The following is a 13012-nucleotide window of genomic DNA, read 5'->3' as shown; positions in this document are numbered from 1 at the left end:
TCAGGCGGCGGGTGCGGCCGTGCTGCCCCGCACGACCAGTGACGTGTCGATGTCGATCCGGCTGAAGGCCAGCTCCGGCTCGTCGGCCAGGCGCAGCACCAGCTGGACGGCCTGGTCGGCCATGGCCGCCAGCGGCACGCGCACGGTGGTCATGGGCGGGCCGGCCCACTGGGCGATGGGCAGATCGTCGTAGCCGACCACGGACAGATCGCCCGGGATGCTCAGCCCGGCCGAGCGTGCCGCCTCGTAGACGCCCAGCGCGTACAGGTCGGACGAGGCGAAGATCGCGGTCGGGCGTTCGGGGAGATCGAGCAGGCGCCGCCCCTGCTCGAGGCCGTCGGCGTGGTGGAACTCGCCCGGCCTGATCAGCTCGGCGTCGACCGGCAGGCCGGCCGCGTCGAGAGCGGCCCGATAGCCGGAGAGGCGGGCCGTGGAGGCCAGCATGTCGTGCGGCCCGGTGATGATGCCGATGCGGCGGTGGCCCAGCTCGATCAGGTGACGGGTCGCCTGGAAGCCGCCGTTCCAGTCGGCCGAGCCGACCGACGGCACGCCGGGGGCCGGATCGCCGGCCGGGTCGATCGCGACCAGCGGGATCGAGCGCGAGCGCAGCCGCTGGAGGTCGGCCCCGGTCAGCGACGCGGCGACCAGGACGACGCCGACCGGCTGGCGGCGCACCACATCCTCGACCCAGTCCTCGTGCGGCCGCTGCCGCTCGGTGGCGCTGGTCAGCACCATGCCCACCCGTCGCTGCCGCGCGGCCCGCTCGATGCCGGCCAGCGCCTCGCCCGCGAACGGGCTGTCGATCTCGTAGCAGAGGACCTCGAGCAGCGGCGCCGCCTGCCGTTTCGAGGCGCGGTGGCGATAGTCCTGGTCCTGGAGCAGGGCCTCGATGCGCGCGCGGGTCTCGCCGGAGACACCGGACCGCCCGTTGAGGACCTTGGAGACAGTGGACACCGTGACGCCCGCGAGCGACGCGACCTCGGCCAGTGTCGCTCGGGAGCGGTCGGTGGGGGGCATGCGCATCACCTTATCCAGCGGGCTTGACCTTGCCGTACGGCCGCTCCTATGCTCCCGATCGAACGACACTTTCGCAATTCAGTGAGAAACTTTTCTTCGAGGTGGCCGGATGTTCGAGCACAGGATCGGCGAAACGACAGTCATCGTCCGCGACGCCGAAGGCCGGCCGCTGTCCGACCGGGTGGTCACCGTCCGGCAGGTCCGCCACGCGTTCTCGTTCGGCAACATCGGGTTCGACTTCCTGACCGGTGGCTCGCCCGCTTTCGGCGGCGCCGCCGGGCTCGACCTCGACACGCTGGCCGCGGAGTTCACCAACCTGTTCAACACCGCGACCCTGCCGTTCTACTGGGGCGGATACGAGCCACGCCGGGGCCACACCGACCGCGAGCGCCTGACCGCTACCGCCCGCCGGCTGCGAGAGCGTGGTGTGACCGTCAAGGGCCATCCCCTGGTGTGGCACACGGTCCAGCCCGACTGGCTGCTCGGCCTGCCCGCCGACGAGACCGAACGGCTGCTGCGCGCGCGCATCCGCGACCTGGCCGGAGGCTTCGCCGGCCTGATCGACACCTGGGACGCGATAAACGAAGCGGTGATCATGCCGGTCTTCGCCAACGGCGACAACGCGATCACCCCGCTGGCCTGGCGTAAGGGCCGGATCGCGATGGTGCGGATGGCCTTCGAGGAGGCGCGGGCGGCCAACCCCGGCGCCACCCTTCTGATCAACGACTTCGATCTGACCTCGGCGTACGAATGCCTGATCGAGGCCGTGTTGGAGGCGGGCGTCCGGATCGACGCCATCGGCCTGCAGACCCACATGCACCAGGGCTACCGCGGCGAGGAGTACATGGGCCGGATGCTCGACCGCTTCGCCCGGTACGGACTGCCGCTGCACCTGACCGAGAGCACCCTCGTCTCCGGCCACCTGATGCCGCCGGAGATCAAGGACCTGAACGACTACCGGATCCCGTCCTGGCCCAGCACCGAGGAGGGCGAGGCCCGGCAGGCCGACGAGATCACCCGGCACTACCGGTCGCTCGTCGCCCACCCGGCCGTCGCCGCCGTCAACTACTGGGGCATCACCGACAACGGCGCCTGGCTGGGCGCGCCGGTCGGGCTGCTCCGCGCGGACGGGAGCCGCAAACCGTCGTACGGCGCCCTCGAGTCCTTGATCAAAGGCGAGTGGTGGCTGCCGCCGACCGAGATGCGCACCGACGCCTCCGGCGCGATCCGGGTCAAGGGCTTCCACGGCGAGTACGACGTGGACGGCGCCCCCTTCACAATCTCCGCGAACTGAGGCCGCCGTCAGGGCAGGACGATCAGCTTGCCCCGGACGTGGCCGGTGGCGCTGCGCTCCTGCGCCGCGGCCGCCTCGGCCAGAGGGAACGTCTCGGCGACGGTGACCCGGAGGGTGCCCTCGACGGCCCGCCGGGCGTGCTCGGCCAGCGTCGCCGCGCTCTTCTCGTCGCCGTTGGAGAAGGTCAGGCCCAGATCCCACGCCGACGGATCGGCGATCGTGACGATCCGGTCCTTCGCCCCGCCGCGCAGCTCGATCGATTCGGGCAGTACGCCCTGGCCCGCCGCGTCGAAGACCGCGTCGACGCCGTTCGGCGCGATCGCGCGGACCCGGTCCACCAGGCCGGGACCGTAGGAGACCGGGACGACGCCGAGCGAGCGCAGATAGTCGTGGTTGGCGGGAGAGGCGGTGCCGATGACCGTCGCGCCCCGGCCGGCCGCGAGTTGCACGGCCAGGCCGCCGACCGCGCCCGCCGCGCCATGGACCAGCAGGGTCTCGCCGTCCTTGAGCTCCAGCAGGCGCAGCACGCGCTCCGCCGTCTCGCCGGCGACCGGCAGCGCCGCCGCCTCGGCCCAGCCCAGCCCGGCCGGCTTGGCCGCGACGATGGTGGCCAGCGCGTACTCCGCGTACGCGCCGGTGTCGGTGAAACCCAGCACCTCGTCGCCCACCCGGAGCCCGGTCACGCCCGGACCGATCGCGTCGACCACGCCGGCCGCCTCCCACCCCGGCGTCGCCGGGAACGTGACCGGGAAGATCTCCCGCGCCGCGCCGCTACGGATCTTCCAGTCGATCGCGTTGACGCCCGCCGCCCGCACCCGGATCCGCACCTGGCCCTCGGCCGGCTCGGGGGTGTCCGTGCCGGTCAGCCGCAGCACGTCCGGCCCGCCGTGGTTCTCGAAGATGATTGCTTTCATGGCCCCAGGCTGCGGTGGTCCGGCGGCGGGCGGAATCGGACGGCTTTCCCTAGGACCAGCGATCCTTGGCTACGTCCCGCCGGTCACGCGACGATGAGAGCCATGGACCGCAGCGAGCTCGCCGACTTCATCCGCCGCAGCCGGGAGCGCCTCCGGCCGCAGGACGTCGGGATCGTCGCCGGCCCGCGGCGCCGCACTCCCGGGCTGCGCCGCGAAGAGCTGGCGATGCTCGCCGGCATGTCGGCCGACTATCTGATGCGCCTCGAACAGGCGCGCAGCCCGCAGCCGTCGACCCAGCTGCTGCGCGCCCTGGCCCAGGCGCTGCGCCTCAGCGAGGACGAGCGCGACCACCTCTACCTGCTGTCCGGTCACCGCCCGCCGGCCGGCCGGCTGGCCGGCGCCCACGTACGGCCCGGCCTGCTCTACCTCCTCGACCAGCTCACCGAGGTCCCGGCCCAGATCGTCAGCGACCTGGGCGACGTCCTGGCCCAGAACGCGATGGCCGGCGCCCTGTTCGGCGACATCTGCCCGCCGCTCGACCACGACCACGAGCAGGACCACAACATCGTGTGGCGCTGGTTCCACGACGACCGGGTCCGGGCGGCGTTCCCCGCCGCCGACCACGACTACTACGGCCGCCTGCACGTGGCCGACCTGCGGGCCGCGGTCACCCGCCGGGGCGGCGACGCGGCCGCCACCGCTCTGGTGAAACGCCTCCGCGACGGCAGCGCCGACTTCGCCGCCGTCTGGGACCTGCACGAGGTCGCCGTGCGCCGCACCAGCCGCATGCACCTCGTCCACCCGGCGGTCGGCCTGATCGAGCTCGACCAGGAGACGCTGCTGACACCGGCCGAGGACCAGCGCCTCATCATGCTCACCGCCCCGCCCGGCACCCCGTCCGCGGCCGCCCTCGCCCTGCTGCGCGTCATCGGCCAGGAGTCCTTCACCTAGCAGTCCACCCAACTACCCCCGAATCGCACCCGAATCGGGGGTCGCTTCATCTCGCCCGGACCGCCCGCGCCGCCGACTGGAGAGGTCATCACTCCGCCGGACCGTGAAGGGCTGATCTGTTCATGCGCAAGGCCGCCGCGCTCGCTCTGGGACTCGCCAGCGCTCTGCTCACCGCGTCGCCGCTGACCGAGGTACCGGCGTCGGCGGCCGCCACCCCGACCCTGGCCGGGCGGCTCGCCTCGGTCACGACGGCCAAGCAGCTCAACTACTACCCCTCGGCGTACGGCTGGACCCGGATGTGGACCTCGTTCAACCCGGCCGTGATCGACGCCGACTTCGCCAAGGCCCGGGCGCTGGGCGCCACCAGCGTCCGCGCCATCATCTTCCCCACCGTCTTCGGCTATCCCACGCCCAAGCCCGAGTACGCGGCGAAACTCGCCAAGTTCGTCGAGCTGGCCGGCAAGCACGGCCTGACGGTCAAGCTGACCCTGTTCGACTGGTGGAACGGCTACACCGACATCGCCGGCAGCAGCACCTGGGCGACCGCCGTCCTCAAGCCGTACCGCAACGACAAGCGCGTCATCTCGATCGGCCTCCAGAACGAGATCGACCCGTCCAACGCCGCCGCGGTGGCGTGGGCGAAGAAACTTCTTCCGGTGGTACGGGCCGTCGTGCCGGCCACCCCGGTGACGATCTCGGTGAGCGGCGAGGCCGGAGTCGCCGGTCTGAAGAAGTTGAAGACCATGCTCGGGACGACGCCGCTGGACTACTACGACTATCACTTCTACGGCAATTCGCAGAACGCCCTGGCCCTGATCCGCCAGGCGCAGGCCGCCGTGGCGCCGTCCCCGCTGGTGATCGGCGAGACCGGCGCCAGCACCCGGACGACCAGCGAGGGCGAGCAGGCGGCCTATCTGGCGCGGGTGTTCCAGGGCGCCGCCGCGGCCGGCGTGCGCTCGGTCGCGCCGTGGACGCTGAACGACTTCCGCACGGGTGCGATCCCGCCTTCGGCGGTCGCGAAGTCGGCGGCCCAGTACGCTTTCGGGCTCTACCGGGCCGACGGCACCGCGAAGCCGGCGGCGGCCGTGGTCAAGGCGGCCTGGACCGGCAAGGCGTATCCGGCGAGCGCGCTGGACCTCGGCTTCGAGAACCAGGCCGGGCAGACGCCGTGGACCACCTTCATGCCCGAACTGGGCGTCGCCACGAAGGTGCGCAACGTCGCCCGGTCCGGCAAGTCGTCGGTGAAGCTGGCCCGCACCGGCAAGAACGCGGCGGGCTCGCCGTCGTACCGGGTCGCGCCCCTCGCTCCCGTGCGCCCCGGCCAGACGTGGCGCGCCGAGGCGTGGGCCCGCGGCACGGCGGCCACGGGCACGACCCAGGTGGCCCTGAGCTGGTTCGACGTGAACGGCCGCTGGCTCGGCGGGGCCGGCTCGGCCACCCTGCCGGCCGGAACCACCGGCTGGACCAGGCTGGCCGTGGCCGCGAAGGCCCCGGCCGGCGCCGCCGGCCTCCAACTGCACCTGAAGTCCGGCGCCAACAAGGGCTCGGTCTGGTTCGACGACGTGAAGCTGTCCGCGTCCTGACTCAGGCCCGGCTCAGGTAGTAGTGCCAGACGATCAGCGTGCCGATGGTGCGATAAGGAGTCCAGACGGCTGTCACGTCATCGATCGTGGCCTTACGTGGCAGCCCGTTCAGTCGTCTGAGCCCGTTGACCGCGGCCAGGTCGCCGGCCGGGAACAGATCCACGCGATGAAGGACGAGGATCAGGTAGACGTCGACCGTCCAGTTGCCGATGCCTTTCAGCTTCACCAGGCGTTCCCGGATCTGGTCGTCGGCCCGCCCTTCGAGGTCCGTGAGATCGAGATGGCCGTCGACGATCTCCTGAGCCAGGCCACGGACGTAGGCGGTCTTCTGCCGGCTGAAGTAGGCCGCCCGCAGTTCCTCGTCACTCAGCGCCAGCACGTTCTCCGGCGTGACGAGCCCGACCCGCTCCCGCAACTTCTCGAGGGCGGCCTTGGCCGAGGCCAACGAGACCTGCTGCTCGAGAATGAACCAGACGAGCGACTCGAAGGTGTTGGGCCGGCTCCAGAACGGCGGATAGCCGAACTCGTCGATGACGTGCCGCAGCCTGGGGTCGCGGGAGGCGAGCTCGTCGCAGAGCGGGCGAAGCTCCGCCCCGGAGAAGGTTCGGGCCGTCATAGGCCTCCCAGCGCGGTCATGCGCTTGACCGTATCGTCGGTGGTCCACAGCGCGTGGGCCAGACAGCGCCGGCGTTCGCGGTCCGGCCGCCCTTGAGATGCGGACTGACGTCCTTCGATGCGTTGACAGGCTCGTTTCTGTGGTGCTTCAATCGGCGCACGACCTTTGTGAACGATAACACCGAAGCGGCACCCCCTCGCTCCTTTTAGCTGATCTCCAGCAAATCCAATGCTGTTAACGTTAACTGAACGAGGTCCCCCATGTCCCCACTCCCGGTCACCCGTCGCGGCGTCCTCGGCGCCGCCCTCGCCACCGCCGCCGGACCCCTTCTGCTGCGGGGCACGCCCGCCGCCGCGGCCGTCGTCCCGCCGATCCGCGACGACCTCGGTGTCGCCGCCTATCCCTTCGACCCCGGGCAGGTCCGGCTCACCGCGGGGCGGTTCCTGGACAACCAGAGCCGAACCCTGGCCTACCTGAGATTCGTCGACGTGGACCGGCTGCTGTACGTCTTCCGGGCCAACCACGGCCGGTCCACCGGCGGCGCGGCGGCCAACGGCGGCTGGGACGCGCCCACCTTCCCGTTCCGCTCCCACGTGCAGGGCCACTTCCTGACCGCGTGGGCCCAGGCGTGGGCGACTCTCGGCGACACCGTCTGCCGGGACAAGGCCAACTACATGGTGGCCGAACTGGCCACATGCCAGGCGTCGAACGGATATCTGTCCGGCTTCCCCGAGGCCGACATCACCGCGGTCGAGAACCGGACGCTCAGCAACGGCAACGTGCCGTACTACTGCATCCACAAGACCATGGCCGGGCTGCTCGACGTGTGGCGCCTGATCGGCAACACCCAGGCCCGGACTGTGCTGCGTAACCTGGCGGCCTGGGTCGACACCCGCACCGCCCGGCTGACCACGGCCCAGACGCAGGCCATGCTCGGCACCGAGTTCGGCGGTATGAACGCCGTGCTCACCGACCTCTACCAGCAGACCGGCGAGGCCCGCTGGCTGATGGTGGCCCAGCGCTTCGACCACGCCGCCGTCTTCGACCCGCTCGCGGCCAACCAGGACCGGCTCAACGGGCTGCACGCCAACACCCAGGTGCCGAAGTGGATCGGCGCCGCCCGGGAGTACAAGGCCACCGGCACCACCCGCTACCGCGACATCGCCGCCAACGCCTGGAACATCACGGTCGGCACCCACACGTACGCCATCGGCGGCAACAGCCAGGCCGAGCACTTCCGCCCGCCCAACGCCATCGCCTCCTACCTGACCAACGACACCTGCGAGCACTGCAACACCGTCAACATGTTGCGGCTCACCCACGAGCTCTGGCTGATCGACCCGAACCGCTCGGCCTATTTCGACTACTACGAGCAGGCGCTGCTCAACCATGTGATCGGCGCGCAGAACCCGGCCGATGAGCACGGGCACGTCACCTATTTCACCCCGCTGCGCGCCGGTGGCCGCCGCGGCGCCGGCCCGGCCTGGGGCGGCGGCACCTGGTCGACCGACTACGGCACCTTCTGGTGCTGCCAGGGCACCGGCATCGAGGTCAACACCCGGCTGATGGAGGCGATCTACCACCGCAGCGGCACCACCCTGACCGTCAACCTGTTCGTGCCGTCCACCCTGAACTGGTCGCAGCGGGGCATCACCGTCACCCAGGCCACCACGTTCCCGAACGGCGACACCAGCACGCTGACGCTGGCCGGGACGATGAGCGGGTCGTGGAGCGTCCGGGTCCGGATCCCGTCGTGGGCCGGCGGGGCCACGATCAGCGTCAACGGCTCCGTCGTCTCGTCGCCGGCGGCCGGCGGCTACGCCACGGTCACCCGCGTGTGGGCCGCGGGCGACACGATCACCGTGCGGCTGCCGATGCGGGTCGTGCTGCGGCCCACGCCGGACCAGCCCGACGTGCAGGCGATCACCTACGGGCCGATGGTGCTGGCCGGCGACTACGGCGACACCGCGCTGTCGGCGCCGCCGTCGCTGAACGCCGGATCGGTCACGCGTACCAGCGTCACCGCCAACGGCAGCACGGTCAATCTGGTGCCGTTCCACGACGCGCATGGCATCAACTACACCGTCTACTGGAGCACCGCGCAGACGTACAAGCTGGTCAACGTGGCCAGCGGGCTGGTGCTGGGCGTCAAGGACATGTCGGTGGCCAACGGCGGGCTCGCCCTCGTCTGGGGCGACACCGGAACCGCCGACCACCGCTGGATCCAGATCCCCGACGGCGACGCCGTCCGGCTGCGCAACCTCAACAGCGGCAAGGTCCTCGGGGTGCAGAACATGTCGACCGCCGACAACGCGATCGTCCTGCAGTGGGACGACAACGGCACCGCCGACCACCGCTGGAATCTGCTCGACCAGGGCAATGGCACCTACAAGATCCGCAACGCCAACAGCGGCAAGCTCCTGGCCGTGCTGAACGGGTCGACGGCGCAGGGCGCCCAGGTGGTCCAGGACCCGGACAACGGCACCGCCGACAACCTCTGGCGGCTGACACCGGCCTGACCTCGGCGGTGTGCTACCGCCGCAGCCCGGCCCGGCGGTAGCACTCGTCGATCAGCTCGGCGGTGGCCACCGACCCGTCGAGATCGGTCGGATACGGCCGGCCGTCCCGCAGGGACTCCGTCAGGCGGGCCAGTTGGTAGGTGTAGGAGGTGCGGTCGCCCAGCACCTCCTCCCTGGTCCGGCCGTTTCTGGTCACCAGGAGCCGGTTGTCCATGTGTGGCACGGCGAATGCCGGCGACGTGGCCACGCCATGGGTGCCGGTCACCGTCCACGTCATGGTCCGATCCGCGGCGTCCATGTCCCAGCGGCAACGCCCGGTCACCCCGCCGGGGTAGGCGAGCTCGACGCGCATCGACGCGTCCACATCCGGCGTGCGCAGCGTGGCATCGACATGCACGATCCGCGGCGCGGAATCGATCCACAGCCCCAGGGTGCGGGCCGCGTCCAGCACATAGCAGCCCAGATCCATGGTGGCGCCGCCGGTCAGCCGGCGGGACCATCGCGGATCGCTGTCCGGTGGTGCCGGGGTCGTCAGCACCAGGTCGACGCGCCGGAGGTCGCCGAGTGCCCCGGAGGTGATCAGTTCACGCAGCCGCTGGTTCACCGGGTGGTGCAGGTAGTGGAACCCTTCGACGATCCGGCCCGGCGAGGCCTGGGCGGCCGCGCGAATCGCGCGGGCCTGCTCGGCGTTGCCGGCCAACGGCTTTTCGCTGAGGACGTGCTTGCCCGCCTGCAGCGCGGCGATGTTCCACCGCGCGTGCAGCGAGTTGACCAGGGCGTTGTAGACCAGGTCCACGTCCGGATCGCTGATCAGATCGGCATAGGTGTCGTGCACTCTGGCGATGCCGAGCCGGGCGGCGAACGCCTCGGCGCGCTTACGGTCGCGCGCGGCGACGGCCAGCACCTCATGACGCAGCGCCTTCGCCGGCCCGGCGATGCCCTCCTCGACGATCCGGGCGGCTCCGAGAATTCCGATGCGCACGGGTTCTGTCACGATCCACCTCCGGCCGGTGTCGAGCAGGCTTCGATTCTCGCAGGCGTGCCGCGGGCCCGTCCGGGCGTGTCGGCACGCATGACCGCGCGAACTCCCGCCTGATTTTTGTTGTCGGGAGCCCTCCACGGCATCTACTGATCGACAGGCTTCGATTCCGTGGAGGGAGCGCCATGGGGAGGAAAGTGGCCGGGGTACTGGCGATCGGTGTCGCCGTACCAGCCGGCTTTATCGTAGGTTTCGGCTCGCCGTCCGAGGCGGCCGTCGCGCCGGTGGCCGGTGGTGTCTACACCGTCGCGTCCGGCTCGAGTGGCAAGTGTCTGCAGGTGGCCGGGACCGCCAACGGCGGGCTTCTGACACAGGTCGCCTGCAATACGGCCAATGCGAGCCAGCTGTTCGGTGCGGTGTCGCAGAACGGCGCTTTCGGGCTGACGAACAGTGCCAGCGGTAAGTGCGTGGACGTGCCGTACTCGAGCACCACGGCGGGAACGCAGCTGTGGCAGTGGACCTGTGGGGCCAGTGCCAACCAGACGTGGTCGCTGACCGCGTCGTCGGCGGCGGCCGGGAAGTATCTGATCAAGAGCGCGGCGAACGGGCTGTGCGTCAGCAACAAGGACGGCTCCACGGCCGGGAACAATCCGATCGTGCAGGAGGCGTGCTCCGACATCTCCCGCATGCAGTGGTCGTTCAACCAGGTGTCAGGGCCCACGCCGCCGGCCGGGTCCGTGGTCGTGGCGAAGGACGGCTCCGGGCAGTACACGACCGTGCAGGCGGCGATCAACGCGGTGCCGGCGAACAACACCACCCGCCGGGTCATCTCGATCAAGCCGGGCACGTACCGGGAGATCGTCACCATCCCGGCCAGCAAGCCGCTCGTCACCCTTCAGGGCCTCGGCACGTCGAACGCCCAGACGACGATCATCAGCAACCGCGACGCCGGGCACTTCGGGCTGGCGGGCAGCGGAACGGTCCAGGCGTACGGCAAAGATCTGACCGTCACCAACCTGACCATCACGAACGACTACGACGAGAACACGTACGAGACCGGTGACCAGGCGCTGGCCCTGTACCTGGACGCGGACCGGGCCCGCTTCGACAACGTGCGGCTGCTCGGTGACCAGGACACCTTCCTGGTCGACAACAACGCCCGGACGTACTTCACGAATTCGTACGTCGAGGGCACCGTGGACTTCATCTTCGGCGCGGGCATCGCCGTCTTCGCCAACAGCCGGATCCACGAGAAGCGCACGACCGGCGGCCCGATCACCGCGGCCAGCACGCCGGCCGAGAAGACGTACGGCTTCCTGTTCTACAAGTGCGACTTCACCGGCGCCACGGCCAACACCGTCGAGTTCGGCCGACCGTGGCGGCAGGGGGCCCAGGTCCTCGTCCGCGAGTCGACGCTGACCAACGCGATCAAGGTGGCCCGGCCCTGGACCGACATGTCCACGAGCACCTGGCAGAACGCTCGCTTCCGCGAATACAAGAACACCGGAGCGGGCGCGACGACGAACAGCAACCGGCCGCAGCTGGCGGACTCGCAGGCGGCCACCTACACCCCGCAGAAGTACCTGGCCGGATCCGACGGATGGAACCCGATCTCATGAGACTGTTGGTGGCCACTCTGGCCGTATTGATCACAATGAGCGTCACGGCGCTCCCCGCCTCGGCCGCGGTCGCGCCGGTCGCGGGCTCTGTCTACACCGTCGCGTCCGGTTCGAGTGGCAAGTGCCTGCAGGTGGCCGGAACCGCCAACGGCGGGCTGCTCACCCAGGTCGCCTGCAACACGGCCAACACGAGTCAACTGTTCGGCGTGGTGTCGCAGAACAGTGCATTCGGCCTGACGAACAGCGCCAGCGGCAAATGCGCCGACGTGCCCAACTCGAGCACCACGGCCGGAACCCAGCTGTGGCAGTGGACCTGTGGGGCCAGCGCCAACCAGACGTGGTCGTTCACCGCGTCGTCGGCGGCTCCCGGCAAGTATCTGATCAAGAGTGCGGCGAACGGGCTGTGCGTCAGCAACAAGGACGGCTCGACGGCGGGGAACAACCCGATCGTGCAGGAGGCGTGCTCCGACATCTCCCGCATGCAGTGGTCCTTCAATCCGGCCGGCGCCGCCCCGGGACGCTGGCCGAACACGGCCGACGGCTTCGCCCAGGGCACCACCGGCGGCGCCGGAGGGACGGCGGTCACCGTGAGCACCTATGCCGACCTGCTGAAATACGCGACCGCGACGCAGCCGTACATCATCCGGGTGAGCGGAACGATCACCTATCCCACGTACGGCTCCGAGCTGCGCGTCACGTCGAACAAGACCATCGTGGGGGTCGGCACCACCGGCCGGATCAAGGCGGGCGGCTTCTTCCTCGGCCCCGGCGTCCGCAACGTGATCATCCGTAACCTGACCATCGGCGACACCGCGGTGGCCTCGGACGATCCCGACGACAAGGACTTCGACTACGACGGCATCCAGATGGACACGGCGTCGAACGTCTGGATCGACCACAACACGTTCACGAACATCAACGACGGCTACATCGACAGCCGGATCGACACCACGAACGTCACGGTGTCGTGGAACAAGCTGGGCAACCACAACAAGACGTTCGGCATCGGCTGGACCACGAACGTGACCGCCCGGATGACGATCCACCACAACCACTTCTTCAACACCACGCAGCGGAATCCGAGCGCGGACAACCTGCAGTACTGCCACCTGTACAACAACTACCTGACCAACGTCACGAGCTACGGCAACTACGCCCGGGGCGCCACGAAGATGGTCATCGAGAACAGCTACTTCGACAAGGTCAACAACCCGTACTACCCGGACACCGCCACGGGCGCCCAGCTGCGCCAGAGCGGCAGCACGGTGGTGAACTCGACGGGCCGCAAGGAGACGTCGGGTTCGGCCTTCACGCCGAGCAGCTTCTACTCGTACACGCTGGACGCCACCGCGAACGTCCCCAGCCTGGTCACGGCAAACTCGGGCCCCCAGGCCGACATCGTCATGTAGGAGCAATCAATAGACATTGGTTGATATCTGAGCTGCTTGGTGGGACTCTGTCCTGGGAGCGCTCCCAACATCTGAGAGCCGAGGAGGCAGACATGTCGTCAGGGCGTAGTC

At 69.8% G+C, this 13012-nt stretch carries 10 protein-coding genes; 6 read left to right on the top strand and 4 right to left on the bottom strand.

What is annotated here, in order from left to right:
* Entirely contained in the window at window positions 1–1017 is a 1017-nt protein-coding gene (locus tag ACFY36_RS37630) for a LacI family DNA-binding transcriptional regulator (RefSeq protein WP_499750671.1), read from the bottom strand.
* 109 nt (window positions 1018–1126) lie between these two features.
* Here ACFY36_RS37630 and ACFY36_RS37625 point away from each other — a divergent pair, with 109 nt between their 5' ends.
* Window positions 1127–2311 (top strand): endo-1,4-beta-xylanase, encoded by a 1185-nt coding sequence (locus tag ACFY36_RS37625; protein WP_499750670.1) that lies wholly within the window; start codon window positions 1127–1129, stop codon window positions 2309–2311.
* Window positions 2312–2319: 8 nt separating this feature from the next.
* Here the strand turns inward: ACFY36_RS37625 and ACFY36_RS37620 are convergent, their stop codons facing one another.
* On the bottom strand, window positions 2320–3225 hold the full coding sequence (locus tag ACFY36_RS37620; protein WP_499750669.1) for an NADP-dependent oxidoreductase: 906 nt from the start codon (window positions 3223–3225) through the stop codon (window positions 2320–2322).
* A gap of 102 nt (window positions 3226–3327) precedes the next feature.
* Here ACFY36_RS37620 and ACFY36_RS37615 point away from each other — a divergent pair, with 102 nt between their 5' ends.
* Together ACFY36_RS37615 and ACFY36_RS37610 are read left to right on the top strand one after the other, a co-directional pair.
* On the top strand, window positions 3328–4176 hold the full coding sequence (locus ACFY36_RS37615) for a helix-turn-helix transcriptional regulator (protein WP_499750668.1): 849 nt from the start codon (window positions 3328–3330) through the stop codon (window positions 4174–4176).
* Between the two features lie 122 nt (window positions 4177–4298).
* Window positions 4299–5759: a cellulase family glycosylhydrolase gene (locus ACFY36_RS37610; RefSeq protein ID WP_499750667.1), complete on the top strand. Its 1461-nt coding sequence runs from the start codon at window positions 4299–4301 to the stop codon at window positions 5757–5759.
* 1 nt (window position 5760) lies between these two features.
* Here ACFY36_RS37610 and ACFY36_RS37605 read toward each other — a convergent pair whose 3' ends face one another.
* Window positions 5761–6375 (bottom strand): DNA-3-methyladenine glycosylase family protein, encoded by a 615-nt coding sequence (locus ACFY36_RS37605; RefSeq protein ID WP_499750666.1) that lies wholly within the window; start codon window positions 6373–6375, stop codon window positions 5761–5763.
* Window positions 6376–6635: 260 nt separating this feature from the next.
* Here ACFY36_RS37605 and ACFY36_RS37600 point away from each other — a divergent pair, with 260 nt between their 5' ends.
* Complete coding sequence (locus ACFY36_RS37600; protein ID WP_499750665.1) at window positions 6636–8894, top strand: beta-L-arabinofuranosidase domain-containing protein; 2259 nt, start codon at window positions 6636–6638, stop codon at window positions 8892–8894.
* A 13-nt stretch (window positions 8895–8907) separates the two neighbouring features.
* Here ACFY36_RS37600 and ACFY36_RS37595 read toward each other — a convergent pair whose 3' ends face one another.
* The gene (locus ACFY36_RS37595) at window positions 8908–9888 is read right to left on the bottom strand and encodes a Gfo/Idh/MocA family protein (protein WP_499750664.1); all 981 of its coding nucleotides are present in this window, start codon (window positions 9886–9888) and stop codon (window positions 8908–8910) included.
* Window positions 9889–10058: 170 nt separating this feature from the next.
* On the opposite strand from ACFY36_RS37595, the gene ACFY36_RS37590 reads away from it, so the two are divergent.
* Both ACFY36_RS37590 and ACFY36_RS37585 read left to right on the top strand, forming a co-directional pair.
* Window positions 10059–11492 carry a pectinesterase family protein gene (locus ACFY36_RS37590; RefSeq protein ID WP_499750663.1) on the top strand — a complete coding sequence of 478 codons (1434 nt, stop codon included), beginning with the start codon at window positions 10059–10061 and terminating at the stop codon, window positions 11490–11492.
* A complete protein-coding gene (locus ACFY36_RS37585) occupies window positions 11489–12901 on the top strand; it encodes an RICIN domain-containing protein (RefSeq protein WP_499750662.1) in 1413 nt (470 codons plus the stop codon). Before ACFY36_RS37590 ends, ACFY36_RS37585 begins: the two co-directional genes overlap by 4 nt.
* Window positions 12902–13012: the final 111 nt, after the last annotated feature.

Source organism: Actinoplanes sp. NPDC000266 (genome assembly GCF_042899005.1).
Taxonomy (GTDB): domain Bacteria; phylum Actinomycetota; class Actinomycetes; order Mycobacteriales; family Micromonosporaceae; genus Actinoplanes.
The sequence above is the reverse complement of the archived record's forward strand: the minus strand, read 5'-3'. Positions and strand labels throughout refer to the sequence as shown.

Excerpts from the sequence above, each read along its gene's own strand:
- ACFY36_RS37620 (WP_499750669.1), bottom strand. The coding sequence starts at position 3,225 with ATGAAAGCAATCATCTTCGAGAACCACGGCGGGCCGGACGTGCTGCGG.
- ACFY36_RS37600 (WP_499750665.1), top strand. The coding sequence starts at position 6,636 with ATGTCCCCACTCCCGGTCACCCGTCGCGGCGTCCTCGGCGCCGCCCTC.
- ACFY36_RS37610 (WP_499750667.1), top strand. The coding sequence starts at position 4,299 with ATGCGCAAGGCCGCCGCGCTCGCTCTGGGACTCGCCAGCGCTCTGCTC.
- ACFY36_RS37590 (WP_499750663.1), top strand. The coding sequence starts at position 10,059 with ATGGGGAGGAAAGTGGCCGGGGTACTGGCGATCGGTGTCGCCGTACCA.
- ACFY36_RS37625 (WP_499750670.1), top strand. The coding sequence starts at position 1,127 with ATGTTCGAGCACAGGATCGGCGAAACGACAGTCATCGTCCGCGACGCC.
- ACFY36_RS37615 (WP_499750668.1), top strand. The coding sequence starts at position 3,328 with ATGGACCGCAGCGAGCTCGCCGACTTCATCCGCCGCAGCCGGGAGCGC.
- ACFY36_RS37605 (WP_499750666.1), bottom strand. The coding sequence starts at position 6,375 with ATGACGGCCCGAACCTTCTCCGGGGCGGAGCTTCGCCCGCTCTGCGAC.
- ACFY36_RS37585 (WP_499750662.1), top strand. The coding sequence starts at position 11,489 with ATGAGACTGTTGGTGGCCACTCTGGCCGTATTGATCACAATGAGCGTC.
- ACFY36_RS37630 (WP_499750671.1), bottom strand. The coding sequence starts at position 1,017 with ATGCCCCCCACCGACCGCTCCCGAGCGACACTGGCCGAGGTCGCGTCG.